The 17900-nt window shown below is 53.8% G+C and carries 19 protein-coding genes; 10 read left to right on the top strand and 9 right to left on the bottom strand.

The features are described from left to right. Positions 1-14: 14 nt before the first annotated feature. On the bottom strand, positions 15-638 hold the full coding sequence (tesA, locus tag OGX99_RS07565; RefSeq protein ID WP_502872309.1) for a multifunctional acyl-CoA thioesterase I/protease I/lysophospholipase L1: 624 nt from the start codon (positions 636-638) through the stop codon (positions 15-17). Here tesA and ybbA point away from each other — a divergent pair. The 6 genes from ybbA (at position 609) to OGX99_RS07535 (ending at position 7834) form a co-directional block, all read left to right on the top strand. Beyond that, a complete protein-coding gene (gene ybbA, locus OGX99_RS07560; protein ID WP_151224880.1) occupies positions 609-1295 on the top strand; it encodes a putative ABC transporter ATP-binding protein YbbA in 687 nt (228 codons plus the stop codon). The two genes, tesA and ybbA, sit on opposite strands and share 30 nt — an antisense overlap. Beyond that, a complete protein-coding gene (gene ybbP, locus OGX99_RS07555) occupies positions 1292-3706 on the top strand; it encodes a putative ABC transporter permease subunit YbbP (protein ID WP_187259387.1) in 2415 nt (804 codons plus the stop codon). The genes ybbA and ybbP overlap by 4 nt, the downstream gene beginning before the upstream one ends. Before the next feature lie 187 nt (positions 3707-3893). Next, a complete protein-coding gene (locus OGX99_RS07550) occupies positions 3894-5027 on the top strand; it encodes a porin (protein WP_187252888.1) in 1134 nt (377 codons plus the stop codon). Between the two features lie 244 nt (positions 5028-5271). Then, positions 5272-6102: a MetQ/NlpA family ABC transporter substrate-binding protein gene (locus OGX99_RS07545; RefSeq protein WP_151224881.1), complete on the top strand. Its 831-nt coding sequence runs from the start codon at positions 5272-5274 to the stop codon at positions 6100-6102. A gap of 63 nt (positions 6103-6165) precedes the next feature. Then, a complete protein-coding gene (gene sfbB, locus OGX99_RS07540) occupies positions 6166-7182 on the top strand; it encodes a virulence-associated ABC transporter ATP-binding protein SfbB (RefSeq protein ID WP_151218668.1) in 1017 nt (338 codons plus the stop codon). Then, entirely contained in the window at positions 7175-7834 is a 660-nt protein-coding gene (locus OGX99_RS07535; protein ID WP_286540148.1) for a methionine ABC transporter permease, read from the top strand. The genes sfbB and OGX99_RS07535 overlap by 8 nt, the downstream gene beginning before the upstream one ends. On the opposite strand, the gene mnmH is transcribed toward OGX99_RS07535, so the two are convergent. The 5 genes from mnmH to ppiB form a co-directional block, all read right to left on the bottom strand. Continuing rightward, positions 7831-8916 carry a tRNA 2-selenouridine(34) synthase MnmH gene (gene mnmH, locus OGX99_RS07530; protein WP_151218670.1) on the bottom strand — a complete coding sequence of 362 codons (1086 nt, stop codon included), beginning with the start codon at positions 8914-8916 and terminating at the stop codon, positions 7831-7833. The genes OGX99_RS07535 and mnmH overlap by 4 nt on opposite strands. Before the next feature lie 96 nt (positions 8917-9012). Further along, on the bottom strand, positions 9013-10080 hold the full coding sequence (gene purK, locus OGX99_RS07525; RefSeq protein ID WP_151224882.1) for a 5-(carboxyamino)imidazole ribonucleotide synthase: 1068 nt from the start codon (positions 10078-10080) through the stop codon (positions 9013-9015). After that, positions 10077-10586, bottom strand: coding sequence for a 5-(carboxyamino)imidazole ribonucleotide mutase (gene purE / locus OGX99_RS07520; RefSeq protein WP_151218672.1), 510 nt, complete (start codon positions 10584-10586; stop codon positions 10077-10079). The genes purK and purE overlap by 4 nt, the downstream gene beginning before the upstream one ends. Before the next feature lie 238 nt (positions 10587-10824). Next, on the bottom strand, positions 10825-11547 hold the full coding sequence (gene lpxH, locus OGX99_RS07515; RefSeq protein ID WP_187252870.1) for a UDP-2,3-diacylglucosamine diphosphatase: 723 nt from the start codon (positions 11545-11547) through the stop codon (positions 10825-10827). Positions 11548-11549: 2 nt separating this feature from the next. Beyond that, positions 11550-12044, bottom strand: coding sequence for a peptidylprolyl isomerase B (ppiB, locus tag OGX99_RS07510; RefSeq protein WP_003021875.1), 495 nt, complete (start codon positions 12042-12044; stop codon positions 11550-11552). 173 nt (positions 12045-12217) lie between these two features. Here ppiB and cysS point away from each other — a divergent pair, with 173 nt between their 5' ends. Beyond that, a complete protein-coding gene (gene cysS / locus OGX99_RS07505) occupies positions 12218-13603 on the top strand; it encodes a cysteine--tRNA ligase (protein WP_151224884.1) in 1386 nt (461 codons plus the stop codon). A gap of 91 nt (positions 13604-13694) precedes the next feature. On the opposite strand, the gene OGX99_RS07500 is transcribed toward cysS, so the two are convergent. The 3 genes from OGX99_RS07500 to folD all read right to left on the bottom strand — a co-directional run bounded on the left by OGX99_RS07500 (position 13695) and on the right by folD (position 15424). After that, a complete protein-coding gene (locus OGX99_RS07500; RefSeq protein WP_286543114.1) occupies positions 13695-14219 on the bottom strand; it encodes a metal-dependent hydrolase in 525 nt (174 codons plus the stop codon). 124 nt (positions 14220-14343) lie between these two features. Then, the gene (ybcJ, locus tag OGX99_RS07495; protein WP_048212377.1) at positions 14344-14556 is read right to left on the bottom strand and encodes a ribosome-associated protein YbcJ; all 213 of its coding nucleotides are present in this window, start codon (positions 14554-14556) and stop codon (positions 14344-14346) included. 1 nt (position 14557) lies between these two features. Beyond that, a complete protein-coding gene (gene folD / locus OGX99_RS07490) occupies positions 14558-15424 on the bottom strand; it encodes a bifunctional methylenetetrahydrofolate dehydrogenase/methenyltetrahydrofolate cyclohydrolase FolD (RefSeq protein ID WP_003021887.1) in 867 nt (288 codons plus the stop codon). A gap of 571 nt (positions 15425-15995) precedes the next feature. Here folD and fimA point away from each other — a divergent pair. From fimA to fimC, 3 genes are all read left to right on the top strand, one after another. Continuing rightward, a complete protein-coding gene (gene fimA, locus OGX99_RS07485) occupies positions 15996-16550 on the top strand; it encodes a type 1 fimbrial major subunit FimA (protein WP_151218675.1) in 555 nt (184 codons plus the stop codon). 77 nt (positions 16551-16627) lie between these two features. Further along, entirely contained in the window at positions 16628-17161 is a 534-nt protein-coding gene (fimI, locus tag OGX99_RS07480) for a type 1 fimbrial protein subunit FimI (protein WP_151218676.1), read from the top strand. Positions 17162-17203: 42 nt separating this feature from the next. After that, entirely contained in the window at positions 17204-17896 is a 693-nt protein-coding gene (gene fimC / locus OGX99_RS07475; protein WP_151218677.1) for a type 1 fimbria chaperone FimC, read from the top strand. The last annotated feature ends 4 nt before the right edge of the window (positions 17897-17900 follow it).

Here is a 17900-nt window from a genome sequence, read left to right as displayed (position 1 = left end):
GGATCTCCGTTGAATTACGAGTCGTGATTAACTAGAGGAGTGAGATGTTGCGCCATCCAGTCGGCAATAAACGGCTGGGCGTCACGGTTAGGATGAATACCATCATCCTGCATCCACTGGGGTTTCAGATAAACCTCTTCCATAAAAAAGGGCAGCAGAGGGATATCAAACTCTTTGGCGAGCTTTGGATAAATCGCGCTAAAGGTTTCATTATAACGGCGACCGTAGTTTGCCGGCAGACGAATTTGCATTAATAGCGGTTCGGCATTTGCCGCTTTCACGTCCTGCAGGATTGTGCGCAGGGTTTGTTCGGTTTGCGCAGGCGCAAAGCCGCGCAGACCATCGTTGCCGCCAAGTTCGACCAGCACCCAGCGAGGCTGGTGCTGCTTGAGTAATGCAGGCAGACGGGCCAGACCCTGATGCGAGGTGTCGCCGCTAATGCTGGCATTCACCACCGGCGTTTTAGTTTTCCATTTATCATTAAGTAGCGCAGGCCACGCGGCGCTGGCGGACATACGGTATCCGGCGCTCAGGCTGTCACCCAGAATTAATAACGTGTCCGCAGCGGCGGCGCGGAAAGTTAACAGAACCAGGAACAGGAAAGGCCAATGCCAGCGGAAAACATTGTTGAAGTTCATCATCTTAAGAAATCCGTCGGTCAGGGTGATCAAGAGCTATCCATCCTTACCGGAGTTGAACTGGTTGTCAAACGCGCCGAGACCATTGCGTTGATTGGCGAGTCGGGATCGGGGAAATCCACGCTGCTGGCGATCCTCGCCGGGCTTGACGATGGCTCCAGCGGTGAAGTCAGCCTGGTTGGACAGGCGCTGCACGCCATGGACGAAGAAGCAAGGGCGCAACTGCGGGCGCGACACGTGGGCTTTGTCTTCCAGTCGTTCATGTTAATTCCAACCCTGAATGCACTGGAGAACGTTGAGCTGCCCGCGTTGTTGCGTGGCGAAAACAGTGGAAAAAGCCGCGACGGAGCAAAAGTGCTGCTGGAGCAACTGGGACTGGGTAAGCGCCTTGATCATCTTCCGGCCCAGCTTTCCGGCGGGGAGCAGCAGCGCGTGGCGCTGGCGCGGGCGTTTAATGGACGCCCTGACGTGCTGTTTGCCGATGAACCGACGGGCAATCTGGACAGGCAGACTGGAGACAAAATCGCCGACCTGCTGTTTTCTCTGAACCGGGAACATGGCACAACCCTGATTCTGGTGACCCATGACCCGCAGCTGGCGGCGCGTTGCGATCGGCGTTTACGCCTGGTGAACGGACAGTTGCAGGAGGAGGCATGATTGCACGCTGGTTCTGGCGCGAATGGCGCTCGCCTTCATTACTGATTGTCTGGCTGGCGTTAAGCCTAGCGGTGGCCTGTGTACTGGCGCTGGGCAATATCAGCGATCGCATGGAAAAAGGGCTGAGCCAGCAAAGCCGTGAGTTTATGGCGGGCGATCGGTCGCTGCAAAGTTCGCGCGCCGTACCGAAAGCGTGGATTGACGAGGCGCGACAGCGTGGTCTGAAAGTAGGTGAGCAACTGACCTTTGCCACCATGACCTTTGCCCGGGATACGCCGCAGCTGGCGAACGTCAAAGCGGTGGATGATGTGTATCCGATGTATGGCTTGTTGCAAACCAATCCGCCGGGGTTGAAACCGCAGCCAGGCTTGGTGCTGCTGGCCCCGCGTCTGATGGCGCTGCTCAACTTAAAAATCGGTGATTCCATCGACGTTGGCGATGCCACCCTGCGCATCGCCGGGGAAGTGGTGCAGGAACCAGATTCTGGTTTTAATCCTTTCCAGATAGCGCCGCGCCTGATGATGAACATGGCGGATGTCGAAAAAACGGCGGCGGTCCAGCCGGGAAGCCGTGTGACCTGGCGCTATAAATTTGGTGGGACGCCACAGCAACTGGAAGCTTATGAAAAATGGCTGCTTCCGCAGTTAAAGCCGGAACAGCGCTGGTATGGTCTGGAGCAGGATGAAGGGGCGCTGGGGAAATCACTGGAGCGTTCGCAACAGTTCCTGCTGCTGTCGGCACTGTTAACGCTACTGCTGGCGGTTGCTGCCGTTGCCGTGGCGATGAATCATTACTGCCGCAGCCGTTACGACTTGGTGGCGATATTAAAAACGCTCGGTGCAGGCAGAGCGCAGCTACGCAAGCTGATTATCGGCCAGTGGCTGATGGTGCTGGTGCTGTCCGGCGTGACCGGCGGGCTGTTCGGGCTGTTATTTGAGCGGGTGCTGGTGGTCTTACTTAAGCCGGTTCTGCCCGGTGAACTGCCGCCCGCCAGCCTGTGGCCGTGGCTGTGGGCATTCGGTACGATGACCGTCATTTCTCTGCTGGTGGGATTACGCCCTTATCGCCTGCTGCTGGCGACGCAGCCGCTGCGGGTACTGCGTCGCGACGTGGTGGCTAACGTCTGGCCGCTCAAGGTCTATTTGCCCGTAGCAACGATAGTTGTAGTTGCGCTGCTGGCCGGATTGATGGGCGGAAGTATGCTGTTGTGGGCAGTACTGGCCGGGGCGGTAGTGCTGGCGCTGCTGTGCGGCGTGCTGGGCTGGATGCTGCTTAACCTGCTGCGTGGTCTGACGCTGACATCGCTGCCACTGCGTTTGGCGGTCAGCCGGCTATTGCGCCAGCCATGGTCAACGCTCAGTCAACTATCGGCATTCTCGCTGTCCTTTATGCTGCTGGCGCTGTTACTGGTGCTGCGCGGCGATCTCCTCGATCGCTGGCAGCAGCAAATGCCGCCGGAAAGCCCAAACTATTTTCTGATCAACATTGCCACTGAGCAGGTGGCTCCGCTGAAGGCTTTCCTGGCTGAGCATCAGGTGATCCCGGAGTCGTTCTACCCGATAGTGCGGGCGCGTCTGACCGCTATCAATGAGCAGCCGACCGAAGGCAATCAGGATGAAGCGCTGAACCGCGAGCTTAATCTGACCTGGCAGGATACCCGACCGGATCATAACCCGATCGTTGCCGGGAGCTGGCCGCCAAAAGCGGGTGAAGTGTCGATGGAAGAGGGGTTGGCAAAACGCCTGAACGTCAGGCTTGGCGATCGGGTCACCTTTATGGGTGATACTCAGGATTTCAGCGCCACGGTCAGCAGTCTGCGCAAAGTGGACTGGGAAAGTCTGCGACCTAACTTTTTCTTTATCTTCCCCTCCGGCGCGCTGGACGGACAGCCGCAAAGTTGGTTAACCAGTTTTCGTTGGGAGAACGGCAACGGCATGCTGACGCAGCTTAACCGTGAGTTTCCGACCGTCAGCCTGCTGGATATTGGCGCTATCCTCAAACAGGTGAGCCAGGTACTGGAGCAGGTGAGCCGCGCGCTGGAGGTGATGGTGGTGCTGGTCACCGCCTGCGGTATGTTGCTCCTGTTGGCGCAGGTGCAGGTCGGGTTGCGTCAGCGTCATCAGGAACTGGTGGTCTGGCGTACGCTGGGCGCGGGTAAGAAGCTGCTGCGTACCACGCTGTGGTGCGAGTTCGCGATGCTCGGGATGGTTGCCGGACTGGTGGCGGCCATTGGGGCGGAAACTGCACTGGCGGTGTTGCAAACCCGCGTGTTTGATTTCCCGTGGGAGCCAGACTGGCGACTGTGGGTCGTGTTGCCGCTTTGTGGGGCATTGCTGCTCTCTCTCTGTGGCGGATGGTTAGGTTCACGTCTGTTAAAAGGCAAAGCGCTATTCCGTCAGTTCAGCAGTTAATTCATAATTGTGATGATTACGCACCGGTTTTTTTAAATCGGTGCGTTTTTTATTTATGTAGCACAAATTGATAACTCATTGATATTTAACAGCACAGAACAATAAAAACCCGACAACACGAGTGTATTAATAAACGTTAATATTTGTACGCTGAATAATTGGCAGGCTATCTATCAAGGTACAAATAATGACTATAAAAAAAACGGCGCTGGCGGTATCGATTGGCGCAGCAGTGGCATTAACGACCTTCGCCTCCCAGGCGGAAATCACGATCCTGAAACAAGATCCGCAGGCGGGCAACCCGCTGAGCCGTCTTAACTTCACCGTCGGTGGGAGTATTCGTCCGCAGTTCCAGAATATGGCCGGTGACGATGGTAAGAATGGCTACAAGCGTAATGGCTTCGACGGTGGAACGCGTTTCCGCTTCGCCGCTGACTACTATCTGTTTGATGACATCAGTTGGGTGAGCTACTACGAGCTGGGCGTTAACTTCCCGGCGATGTTCAACTGGGACAATCACTATGCTAACGGTGCCAATGATACCACGCGTCGTATGCTGTACACCGGTCTGAAGAGCGCGACCTGGGGGACACTGACCTTCGGTCAACAGAACAGCATTTACTATGATGTGGTGGGGGCAAAAACGGATATCTGGGACTACGACATGATCGGCCAGGCACCGGGTAACGGTATCAATGGCGACTATGATGGTTCTTATCGTACACGTAAATCACTGAAATATAAAAATACGGTAGGTGATGTCGATCTTTACGCGTCTTATCTGTTCAGCGATGACTACAACCCGAACAACGGGTTGCGCTACAAGCGTAAAGGTGGTGGCTCGCTGGGTGTGGATTACCACATCACTGATGACCTGACCTGGGGTACGGCGTGGAACTATACTCGCGCGGAAATGCGTGGTAACACCAGCAAAACCTACGATCAAAACATTGTCGGTACTGCGCTGAGTTGGAAACCGGACAACTGGACGTTCTCCATGGGCGGCGGCTGGTATCAGAACTTCATGACCACCAAAAAAGTCTCGGTTAACGACTATTTTGCCGGTGATGCCTGGGGTCTGGAATACTTCGCGGGTTACACCTTCCCGGTTGGTCAGTATGCGCTGAAATCCGTGCAGCCATACTTTATGGGCGATCGTATTGAATACGTGAATGGTCGTAACTACCTGCGCACCGACAACGGTGTGGGTATCAGCTTCCAGCTGGATTACGGTTTCCGTGTGGATTACGAACACGTCTTCACTTCCAGCACCGATAATCTGGGCGACATGAATCTGGTTCGTCTGCGTTACGACTTCTAAGTCAATTTCCCTGCCAAAACCGGGTAACCAAAAGGTTATCCGGTTTTTTACTCTCCTTTGTTAAAAAACCATAAGTGCCTTCCGCGTACATTCAACGACATATCTCGCAACATCATGAAATAATTTCAAGGACAGCAGGTTGTGATCTGTGTCATGTTAACAATCAGCCTGTTGACAGGCCAACAAGAACAACGCCGCAAGAACGGCGTGAGACATGACACCACAACGTTAAAATGGAGAGATTATGGGATTGCGTCAGAGTTTACGCGTCGCGACCGGAGCGCTGTTACTGGCCTGCGGATTACAATTTGCTCATGCGAACAGTGATCCACACACCATCGTATTTGGCGTCGCACCTGGGCCGTACGGCGATATGGTAAAACAAGCCATTGCCCCTACGTTGAAAGAGAAAGGCTATAAGGTTGTGGTGCGCGAATTCAGCGACTACGTGCAGCCGAACATGGCGCTCTCCAACGGCAGCATTGATGCCAATCTGTTCCAGCACTCGCTCTACTTTGACAAATTCACCGCCGATAAAGGCCTGAAGCTGAGCAAGCTGATTGTGGTCCCAACGGCCGGGATGGGCTTTTACTCGCATAAAATCAAAAGCCTGGATGAGTTGAAAAAAGGGGATGTGATCACGCTTTCCAACGATCCCACTAACCTGGCTCGCGGTCTGCGTTTCCTGCAGTCTATTGGCCTTATCACCATCAAAGATAACATCGACCCGACTAAAGCCTCCGAGCGCGATATCGCCAGCAATCCGAAAGGCCTGGTGTTTAAACCGCTGGAAGCCGCGCAGTTGCCGCGGACGCTGGACGGCGTGACCGGCGCGCTGGTCAACGGTAACTTTGCCGTGGCGGCAAAACTGGATCTCGCCAGCGCCATCAAGCAAGAGCACCTGGATGAAAATCTGAAAAATATCATCGCGGTACGCAGCGAAGATGCGGATAAACCGTTCGCGAAAGATATTGTGGAGGCGGTGAAATCCCCGGCGTATCGCGCCGTGATCGACGACCCGAAAAATATCTACAGCGCCTTCCAGAAACCGGAATGGATGTCGTCAGCCCAATAATCGCTGCGCACAAGGGTTAACAGGGGCAGCGACGACTGCCCTTTTCGCATTTCTGAGGTAGCTATGATTGAGATTGAGAAAGTTTGCGTGGATTTTAGCGCAGGCCGTGGAACATCAACCCGGGCGGTTGATGACGTCAGCTTGCACATTGGCGCAGGTGAAATATTCGGTATTGTCGGGACCAGTGGCGCGGGGAAAAGTACGCTGCTGCGCACCCTCAACGCCTTAACGCGCCCGAGCCAGGGAAGCGTAAAAGTGAATGGCGTGGAGATCTCTGCGCTCGAGGGGGGGCATTTACGCAAAGCGCGTCAGCGTATCGGTATGATTTTTCAACATTTTAACCTGATGCATACCCGCACCGTAGCGCAAAACGTTGCTTTCAGCCTGAAGGCTGCCGGATGGGAGCGCAGCAAAATCGCTCCACGCGTTGCGGAGATTCTGGCGTTGGTCGGGCTGGCGGATAAAGCAAACCGTTTTCCGGTTCAGCTCAGCGGCGGGCAAAAGCAGCGCGTGGGTATTGCCCGTGCGATTGCTAATCACCCGGATGTGCTGTTGTGTGATGAACCTACTTCCGCGCTGGATCTGGAAACGTCAGCAACAATTCTGACATTGCTCAAGCAGATCAACCAACAGTTGGGGATCACGATCGTGCTGATCACCCATGAGATGAACGTGATCAAATCGATTTGCGATCGCGTAGCGGTGATGTCCGGTGGCAAGGTGGTGGAGTCCGGTGAGGTGTTTGACGTTTTTGCTCACCCGCAGCACGCTTTCACTCAACAACTGGTGTCACATACCCTCAACCTGACGCTACCTGAACGTCTGCGCCAGCACCTGCCGGGTCAGCTGTTAAAAATTCTGTTCATCGGTGATTCGGCGGAACAGCCGGTTTTATCAGAAGTCGCGGTTAAATTTGGCGTGGCGGTGAACATTCTGCACGGCAAAATTGAATATATCGGCGAACGTGCGCTGGGGATTCTGGTGGTGCAACTGACCGCGCCGCATAACCCTTCTGCGGTTGAAGTTGCCGTGGAACATATTCGTCAACGTACTGCTCAAGTGGAGGTGATTCGTGGATGATTTATTGCCTGATTTGACGCTGGCGTTTAATGAAACCTTCCAGATGCTGAGCATCTCAACGGTGCTGGCTATTATTGGCGGTTTGCCGCTCGGTTTTCTTATTTTCGTCACCGATCGGCATTTATTCTGGCAGAACCGTTTTGTGTATCTGCTCAGTTCCGTGTTGGTGAATATTATCCGCTCGGTGCCGTTTGTGATCCTGCTGGTGCTGCTGCTACCGCTCACCCAGTTTTTGCTCGGGAATACCATCGGGCCGATTGCGGCATCGGTTCCGCTGTCGGTGGCGGCTATCGCCTTCTATGCCCGTCTGGTCGACAGCGCGCTGCGCGAAGTCGATAAAGGCATTATTGAGGCGGCGGAAGCTTTTGGTGCCAGCCCGATGCGCATCATTTGCACCGTTCTGTTACCTGAGGCGAGCGCGGGACTGCTGCGTGGGCTGACGATAACGTTGGTGAGCCTGATCGGTTACTCCGCAATGGCCGGGATCGTTGGCGGCGGCGGGGTAGGTGACCTGGCGATTCGCTTTGGTTATTACCGCTACGAAACCCAGGTCATGATCGTCACCGTGGTGGCGCTGATTATTCTGGTGCAGGTCGTGCAGGTGCTGGGCGACTGGCTGGCAAAATGCGCGGATAAGCGCGACCGGCATTAATGCGCCTGGAGCCAGTCATTTACGTCCTGCCATGAGCCGCGAAACACGATTTTCGCGGCTTTTTTCTCTAGCTGGTAGCGATACATTGGGTCGTAGTATTCGTTGAGTAACGGTACCAGCCATCCCATATGGGCGTCGGTACTGCCGTTGGCTTGTTGCTCTTGCAGGGCGACGTCGAGCAGGGCGTTCAGCTCGGCAAAGCGCTGTAAACCCAAACGGCGGCGGATAGCAAACAGGCCGTGATGCAAATATTCACAGTACTCCTGCCAGCCCTGACTATCGCCATAAGCGTGAGTGAAATCGTGGTGCATGCGCACAAAATATTCTTCACGTAGTCGCTCAAGGCGTAGCTCAAAAGGATCGTCGACCACCGCAATAGATGCCTGACTCATGCGCTCGCGCAGGCATTCGGGCAAATGATTGGCACCAATCATGCGGCCTTCATCTTCCAGCACCCAGCGATGCAGCGCCTGACGGCTGTCGGTTTTCAGCATCTCGACCGCCAGCAGGTTTTCAAAGCTTGCCTGGCTCAGCTGCGGTTCAACGGTGCGGCCAAAAGAAGATCCACGATGGTGCGCCAGACCTTCGAGGTCAATACCGTTCGGCTGTTGTTGCACTAGCTGCGTTTTACCGTTCCCGGTACAGCCGCCAATTAAGACGATCGGTTTTTGCACCAGTTCTTCAGTCAGTTGAATCACCGCCTGACGCAACGCTTTATAACCGCCTTGTATTAGCGGGTAATCAGTGCCGGACTCGTGTAGCCACTGCTGCACAATGTGCGACCGCTGACCGCCGCGCGCGCAGCATAAGTAGCCCGCAGGATTTTGACGACAGGCATCCAGCCAGGCCTTCATGCGTCGCTGGCGAGTCTCGCCACAGACCAGTTGATGGCCAAGCGCGAGGGCGGCCTCAGGCCCCTGACGTTTATAACAGGTACCCACGGCTGCACGTTCGTCATCGTTCATTAAGGGAAGGTTTATTGCACCCGGCATTGCGCCCTGCTGAAATTCGACGGGGGCGCGTACATCGATTAAAGGCGTACCGGCGAGCAGAATTGCGCGATAGTCCGTTCCATCGTTCATGTTTGTTCCTGAAAATACAAAACAGCAATGGAGAGGATTTTACGCGCCAGAGGAGGGGCCGGGGAAGGATAAAATCAACTCCCCGGCATTAATGGCTTATTTCAGCTTTGACTGCGCCCAGATAATGCCGCTGGCGTATTCGGGCGGCAGCAGGGGGATAAGCGCTTCCAGCGTCGCGCTAAGACGTGCTGTATCGCTGTCGCTCAGATTCAGATGACCCACCTTACGACCTTCACGCACTTCTTTGTCATACCAGTGCAGGTGTACCAGCGGCAGCTTCAGCCAGTCGTAGTTCAGGTCGCTACCAATCAGGTTTACCATCACCGAAGGATTGTTCACCACCGGCGTCGGTAACGGCAGATTGGTAATGGCGCGCAGGTGTAGCTCAAACTGGCTGATGCTGGCGCCGTTTTGCGTCCAGTGTCCGCTGTTGTGCACGCGCGGAGCCAGTTCGTTGATCAGCAGACCTTCCGGGGTGATGAAACACTCCATCGCCATCACACCGACATAGCCCAGTTCCTGCATGATGGCAGAGAGCATCGCTTCGGCCTGCGCCTGCTGTCTGGCGTTAGCCTGCGGGAAGACTACGCTGGTGCGCAGAATACCGTCCTGGTGCAGGTTATGGGTCAGCGGATAGAAGACGGTGCTGCCGTCGTGCGCACGAGCCCCCACCAGCGACACTTCACCAGAGAAGTTGATTCCCCGCTCGACGATGCACTCGCCGTAGCAGTCGTCTGGAAGTTGTTCGGTTTCATTGGCGCGTAAACGCCATTGCCCACGACCGTCGTAGCCACCGATGCGGCGCTTGACGATAGCCAGTTCACCCAGTTTGTCGAATACCGCAGGCCATTCGCTTTTATCCGCCAACAGTTGCCACGGCGCAGTCGCCAGGTCGAGCTTGTCGAAAAGCTGCTTTTGCGTCAGGCGGTCGGCAATAATCGGGAAAACGTCGCGGTTAACAAACGCTGGGTGGCGCGCCAGTTCGCGAGTGAGCGCCGTTTCCGGCCAGCGTTCAATCTCTGCGGTGATTACGCTTTGCTGAAAAGGTACTGCAGCAGGCTCAGCATCCAGCCCGACGGGCCAGACCGCAATACCCAGCGGCTCACCGGCCTGGCGCAGCATGCGCCCTAACTGACCGTTACCGAGTACGCAAACCTGCTTCATGCCGCACCTCGCGGGTCCGGGTTTTCCAGCACCTCATCGGTTTGCGCTTTGCGCCAGTCGTCCAGACGCTGGTGTAATGTTTTGTCGTGTGTAGCAAGAATCTGTGCTGCCAGCAGAGCCGCATTGGCCGCACCCGCTTTGCCGATCGCCAGCGTTCCAACGGGAATTCCGCGCGGCATTTGAACAATGGAGTAGAGGCTATCTACGCCGCTCAACGCCGCGCTTTGCACCGGAACGCCGAGAACAGGCACCAGCGTTTTCGCCGCAATCATACCTGGCAGATGTGCAGCGCCGCCGGCACCGGCAATTATCACCTGATAGCCGTTCTCTTCAGCATTTTCGGCGAAGCTGAATAGCTTGTCTGGGGTACGGTGGGCGGAGACGACTTCAACATGATGCGGAACGTTCAGGATTTCGAAGATTTCGGCGGCGAACTGCATGGTAGCCCAGTCGCTTTTGGACCCCATCACGATGGCGACACGCGCCGGATTATTGCGGGAAGACATGCGTCTGAAAACTCCTGTGGTGCACTACACTCGACTTTTGAGGCCACCGAGAATAGCATAATTCAATCTCAAGGAAAACGATTGCGCGCTTTACACTTCACTCTTCAAGCTGCCTCTTTGTTGGCTGCATCTGCTCACCCCAGTCACTTACTTTTGTAAGCTCCAGGGGACTCACAGATTTGCCGCCTCGATGCAACTCGAATAGTTTTGTGTAAAGAGGAACTGGGTGCCTGCAGAATTAAAACGGAAAAGCGATTAGCTCAACGTCGCTGGACGTGACTTTTACCATTGAGCCTTCGGTATGCCATGCGCCTAATACCACGCGGAAAGCGGGTTGTTCATTGGCCGTGAGTTCGTGGACAGCCGGACGGTGTGTATGACCGTGAATTAACCACTGGACCTGATGTTTTTCCATCTCGTTAATCACGGCCTGCGGATTCACATCCATGATTTCCAGCGATTTACTGCTGTTGGCGGCAAGACTTCCGGCGCGCATTTTTGCGGCAATGCGCTGGCGAACGAACAGGGGCAGGGCGAGAAACAGCTTCTGTAGCCAGGGTTGATGCACTTTGGCGCGAAACGCCTGATAGCCCGCGTCGTCGGTACACAAGGTGTCGCCATGCATGATCAGTACCTTGCGGCCATACAGGTCGAGCACTTTTTCTTCGGGCAGCAGAGTCATGCCGCTTTCACGGGCAAAACGCTTGCCGAGCAGAAAGTCACGGTTGCCGTGAATAAAAAAGCAGGGGACGCCGGTGTCAGCCAACGCTTTTATCGCCTCGGCCATTTCATGATGCAGCGGATTAGGATCGTCATCGCCAATCCAGGCTTCAAACAGATCGCCGAGAATGTATAGCGCATCGGCCTTGCGCGCATCGCCGGCTAAAAAACGCAGAAAACCGGCGGTGATCGCCGGTTCTTCTGTGCAGAGGTGAAGGTCTGCAATAAACAGTGTCGCCACGATTACTCGCTGACGGTCACGTTTTCAATGATGACGTCTTCTTTTGGCACATCCTGGTGCATGCCGCTGCGACCGGTGGAAACGCCTTTGATTTTATCAACCACGTCCATGCCTTCAACCACTTCAGCGAACACGCAGTAACCCCAACCCTGCATGCTTTCGCCGGAGAAGTTCAGGAAGTCGTTGTCTGCAACGTTGATAAAGAACTGTGCGGTTGCGGAGTGCGGAGCCTGAGTACGCGCCATTGCCAGCGTACCACGGGTATTTTTCAGACCGTTGTTCGCTTCGTTTTTGATCGCTTCTTTCGTGGCTTTTTGCTTCATGCCCGGCTCGAAACCGCCGCCCTGGATCATGAAACCGTTAATAACACGGTGGAAAATGGTGTTGTTATAAAAACCTTCGCGGCAGTAGTCCAGGAAGTTTTTAACTGTTTCAGGCGCTTTATCATCAAACGTTTTGATTACGATATCGCCGTGATTAGTGTGGAAAGTAACCATTTTTGCATCCTGTTCCGATAGATTGGTGCTTCGACCCCGTCAAGGGTCAGAGTTAGGGGTGTGTTATAGCATAACCGCAAGCTGCGATCACCTCGCAAAGTGTGCTGCTTCCGGTCTCAATTATGGGTATTATACAGACTTTACTATCCACACACGTCTACACGGAATCTTCGATGTTAAAAATCTTTAATACACTGACGCGCCAAAAAGAGGAATTCAAACCTATTCATGCCGGGGAAGTCGGCATGTACGTGTGTGGTATTACCGTTTACGATCTCTGTCATATTGGCCACGGACGTACCTTCGTTTCTTTCGACGTCGTTGCACGCTATCTGCGCTTCCTCGGCTATAAGCTGAAGTATGTGCGCAACATTACCGATATCGATGACAAAATCATCAAGCGCGCGAATGAAAACGGTGAAAGCTTTGTCGCGTTGGTTGATCGTATGATTGCGGAAATGCATAGCGATTTTGATGCGCTGAATATTCTGCGCCCGGATCTGGAACCGCGCGCGACGCATCATATTGCCGAGATTATTGAGATCACCGAACAGCTGATCGCCAAAGGTCACGCCTATGTTGCCGATAATGGCGACGTGATGTTCGACGTCCCGACTGATCCGAACTACGGTCAGTTGTCACGCCAGGATCTGGATCAACTGCAGGCGGGCGCTCGCGTTGACGTGGTTGACGTGAAGCGCAACCCGATGGACTTCGTGCTGTGGAAAATGTCTAAAGAGGGCGAGCCGAGCTGGCCGTCACCGTGGGGCGCGGGCCGTCCGGGCTGGCACATTGAATGTTCTGCGATGAACTGCAAACAGTTGGGCAATCATTTTGATATTCACGGCGGCGGTTCAGACCTGATGTTCCCGCACCATGAAAACGAAATTGCGCAGTCTACCTGTGCGCACGACGGTGAATACGTCAATTACTGGATGCACTCCGGAATGGTGATGGTTGACCGTGAGAAAATGTCCAAATCGCTGGGCAACTTCTTTACCGTGCGCGACGTGCTGAAATACTACGACGCCGAAACCATTCGCTACTTCCTGATGTCCGGCCATTATCGCAGCCAGTTGAACTACAGCGAAGAGAACCTGAAACAGGCACGCTCTGCGCTGGAGCGTCTGTATACTGCGCTGCGCGGCACTGACAAGTCCGTTGCTCCAGCCGGTGGCGAAGCCTTTGAAGCGCGCTTCATTGAAGCGATGGATGACGACTTCAACACGCCGGAAGCCTACTCCGTACTGTTTGATATGGCCCGTGAGGTTAACCGCCTGAAGGGTGAAGATATGGCGGCGGCTAATGGTATGGCTGCGCATCTGCGTAAGCTCTCCAGCGTGCTGGGCCTGCTGGAACAGGAGCCAGAAGCCTTCCTGCAAAGCGGTGCGCAGGCGGATGACGGTGAAGTTGCTGAAATTGAAGCGTTAATCCAACAGCGTCTGGATGCCCGTAAAGCGAAGGACTGGGCGGCAGCCGACGCCGCGCGTGATCGCCTCAACGAGATGGGCATCGTGCTGGAAGACGGTCCGCAGGGCACCACCTGGCGTCGTAAGTAACGCTCTATATTGCCGGATGGCGGCTTACGCCTTATCCGGCCTACGATGGAATGATCGGTAGGCCTGATAAGCGTAGCGCCATCAGGCACTATTAATGACGTTTGTACCACCACAGCACACCCATCATCATAACGCCCGGCAGCCAAACCCACATCAGCTCCGAAATTATTACCTGATGCCCATATGGTGTGGCGTAGCGTGATAGCGCGAACGGGGCGACTTTAATCACCTGCCACGGTGCGAAGAACCGTTCATCCGACCACGGCCACAGCCAGCCGACGCCTTTACCGCCGGTGGTGACAGAATCCAGCAGGTTATGCGACAACAGTGAAACCGTCAGGAATAACCAGCAGCGAATCAGTCCGGCTTTAAACCATCGTCGGCCAATGATTACGCACAGCAGCGGTACCACGAAGGCGAACAGCAGTGAGTGGGTAAATCCACGGTGGCCAAACACATTGCCATAGGCGACACCGAACTTAAATGACAACACATCGGCATCTGGCAGCATAGCCAGAACGACGCCAGTAAACAGTAAGCGCGGGGGGATGACTTTAAGCCCGAGACCTAACCCTAAGCAGAGTGGCACGGCTGCGTGGGTAACAATTGTTGGCATGATGATCGCTTCGTGTGGAAAAACGACATGCTAACAATTCGCTGTGAAGTGGTGATGAAGTTATTATCTGAAAATGAGAGAGGAAGTAGCCGGACAGGGGGTTAACCTCATCCGGCACCAGGGATCATGCCACGACGGTAATGCTTTGGCCTTCAAAGCTTACGGTCTGTCCGGCAACGATTTTGCAGCGCTTACGCGTTTCTACTACACCATCGACCTTCACCAACCCTTCGCCAATGGCGATTTTTGCCTGGGCGCCGCTTTCACTCCAGCCTTCCAGCTTCAGCAGATCGCAGAGTTCAACATGTGGGTGTTTCCCCAGTGAAAATGTGGCCATCTTAAACGTCCTTTACATCATGATATTCAACACACGCCTGGAGCGTGTTTTCGATAAGTGTGGCGACGGTCATTGGGCCTACGCCGCCTGGGACAGGCGTGATATATGACGCGCGTGCGGCAGCATCTTCAAAGACCACATCGCCAACAACCTTACCATTCTCCAGACGGTTGATGCCGACATCAATCACAATTGCGCCTTCTTTGATCCACTCACCGGGAATAAAGCCCGGTTTACCGACGGCAACAATTAGCAGATCGGCATGCTCAACGTGGCGACGCAGATCTTTGGTGAAGCGATGGGTAACGGTGGTGGTGCAGCCAGCCAGCAGCAGTTCCATGCTCATCGGGCGACCGACAATGTTTGAAGCGCCAATGACGACCGCATTCAGGCCGTAGGTGTCGATGTTGTAACGCTCAAGCAGGGTCACAATACCGCGCGGGGTACATGGACGCAGGCGCGGCGCACGCTGGCACAGACGACCGACGTTATACGGGTGGAAACCGTCAACGTCTTTATCCGGTGCAATACGCTCCAGCACTTTAACGTTGTCGATACCGGCAGGTAACGGCAGTTGTACCAGAATACCGTCGATGGTGGTATCTGCATTGAGCGTATCGATCAGCTCAAGAAGCTCCGCCTCGCTGGTGGTTTCGGGCAGGTCATAGGAGCGGGAGACGAACCCCACTTCGTCGCAGGCTTTGCGTTTACTCGCGACGTAAATTTGCGAAGCCGGGTTGCTACCTACCAGCACAACAGCCAGGCCCGGAGCGCGTAATCCAGCCGCTAAACGCGCCTGAACTTTTTGAGCAACCTCAGAGCGCACCTGCTGCGCAATCGTTTTACCGTCAATAATCTTTGCTGCCATCAGAGAGAGGATTCCGTCTGTTACGTTAAATCGAAGGGGATGCCACTATTTTGTCAGAAGCGGGACGTGCTGTCAGTTTTCGTTTGCGTTTTTATGTGCGCCAGGGCTGTCACGGGCTGGAAATGGTGTCAGTACAGAGACTAAAGTCTAACGAATAAATGATGAGCACGCTAATTAAAATTAACGTGAATGAAACATCTCATCACCCTGGGTTTTCTATGGGTAATGCTTCATAAACCAGACTGTTACGTACTATTAAGGCGGCATTTAGGTAATATTAACCAAGACTTTTCTTAGATCCAATTAAGAATTAGCCAGGGCTATTAAAAGGATTTGCAGGTATTTTTCATTAATTGAAATGTTTAATTTATCGCTGTGACGAATAGTCATATTCGCGAAGGATAATTAGTAAATCAAATACTCAGGAGAGTCAGGGTAAAAGGTTAGCTAATTCTCTTACGATATATATCTTTACAGGATGCAGAGATAATTAGCCTGACATTTAATGTCGATAATGAAAACGGATCCCGCAGGATGCTGGAGCCGGATGTGTGTAATTCAAGGGAAATCCATGAAACGTAAATTAATGACCTCTTCTGTTATTGCCAGCCTGATGTTAGTCGCAGGTGCTGCGGTTGCAGCCGATCCGGTAAGCGTGAGCGGCGGTACTGTGCATTTTGAAGGTGAACTGGTCAATGCAGCCTGTGCAGTCAGTACTCAGTCATCCGATCAGGTTGTCACTTTAGGCCAGTATCGTACTGCCAGTTTTGCCGCAGTGGGTGATACAACAGCACAAATTCCGTTCTCCATCGTGCTGAATGACTGCGATCCTGCCGTTGCTGCGACGGCAGCCGTGGCTTTCTCTGGTCAGGCGGATGCCACCAACTCGGCTCTGCTGGCTGTTTCTTCAGGGAATAACACCACCACCGCTGGCGGTGTAGGTATCGAGATTCTGGACAACGCCTCTACTGCGCTGAAACCTGATGGCGCGACCTTCTCTACCGCTCAGGCGCTGGTAGAAGGAACCAACACCCTGCGTTTCTCTGCACGTTATAAAGCGACTGCCGCAAGCGCTACGCCGGGTCAGGCAAATGCCGACGCAACGTTCATCATGAAGTACGAATAAGCCGTTTTGAGTTGCGCAAGGATGACGTTCGCCTCAATGGATGAGGCAATATCCGGGGATGATGAAGGATGCGGCAGATGATAGGGAAAGGCGTAGCGCTGGCAGGAATGCTGTGCGTAATGCCTGTGTTTGCACATACGGTGATACTGGAAAGTGGTCGCCTCCACTTACGTGGACAGCTCGTCAATGGTGCTTGTACGGTCGCCACTGACAGTCAGAATATGCGGGTGCAAATGGGGCAGTATCGTACGAATGCTTTCTCCGGGACGGGAAGCTTCGCCTCTACCAGTGTTCCGTTTTCACTGCGCTTAACGTCGTGCAGCGCCGATGTTTATGACCATGTTGGGATTGCCTTTGCAGGCGTGACGCCAGCCGAAGATCCCCAGGTTTTTCTTGCAAGCGGTGATGCGTCTGCGGCTTCGGGGATCGGTCTGGCATTATTTGATGAGCGTCAACGGCAAATTATTCCGAATGCGCTGCCGCTTCATTATGCGCCAATTATAACGCAAGAAATGACGTTTCATTTCACTGCTCGCTATCGGGCTGTATCGGAAAATATAACCCCGGGAACGCTTCGTTCAGACGTGTGGTTTACGTTGGTTTATCCCTGATTTATTTCCCAACGATAATCGCATCAAAGGTATTTGTAGCTTATGTCTAATTATCTGAAATCAGGTTTTATCCTTTTTCTGGCCTTATTTTCTGCTGCCAGTGTTCATGCTGCTGGCGGTATTGCATTAGGCGCCACTCGCGTTATTTATCCGGCTGATGCCAAACAAACGTCCCTGTCTATTGGCAATAGCGATACCAAAGAACGTTACCTGGTAAATTCATGGATTGAGAATAGCGCAGGTGTTAAAGAAAAATCGTTTGTGGTTACACCTCCACTGTTTGTTAGCGAACCCAAAAGCGAAAACACGCTGCGTATCATCTATGCAGGTGTTCCGCTACCCAAAGACCGTGAGTCGCTGTTCTGGATGAACGTAAAAGCCATTCCGTCAGTCAATAAAAACAGCCTTGAGGGCAAAAACGTTTTACAACTGGCGATCCTGTCACGTATCAAACTTTTCGTGCGTCCGAATAATTTGCCGCAAATCCCGGAAGATGCGCCGGGGATGTTGACGTTTGCCCGTTCCGGCAATCACCTGAAAATTAACAATCCGTCAGCGTATTACGTCACGTTGGTCAATCTCAACGTGGGGAAAACGAAGGTAGATAACGTGATGGTTGCACCGAAAAGCGATGCACAGGTTCTGTTACCAACGGGCGTGCAGGGCAACGTTACGTTCCAGACGGTCAATGATTATGGCGCTGTGACCCCGGCCAAAACGGTTAGTGTGCGTTGAGATA

This window comes from Citrobacter sp. Cu096, from assembly GCF_030332285.1.
Classification (GTDB): Bacteria; Pseudomonadota; Gammaproteobacteria; order Enterobacterales; family Enterobacteriaceae; genus Citrobacter; species Citrobacter meridianamericanus.
This window is presented reverse-complemented; position numbering and strand designations above follow the sequence as displayed.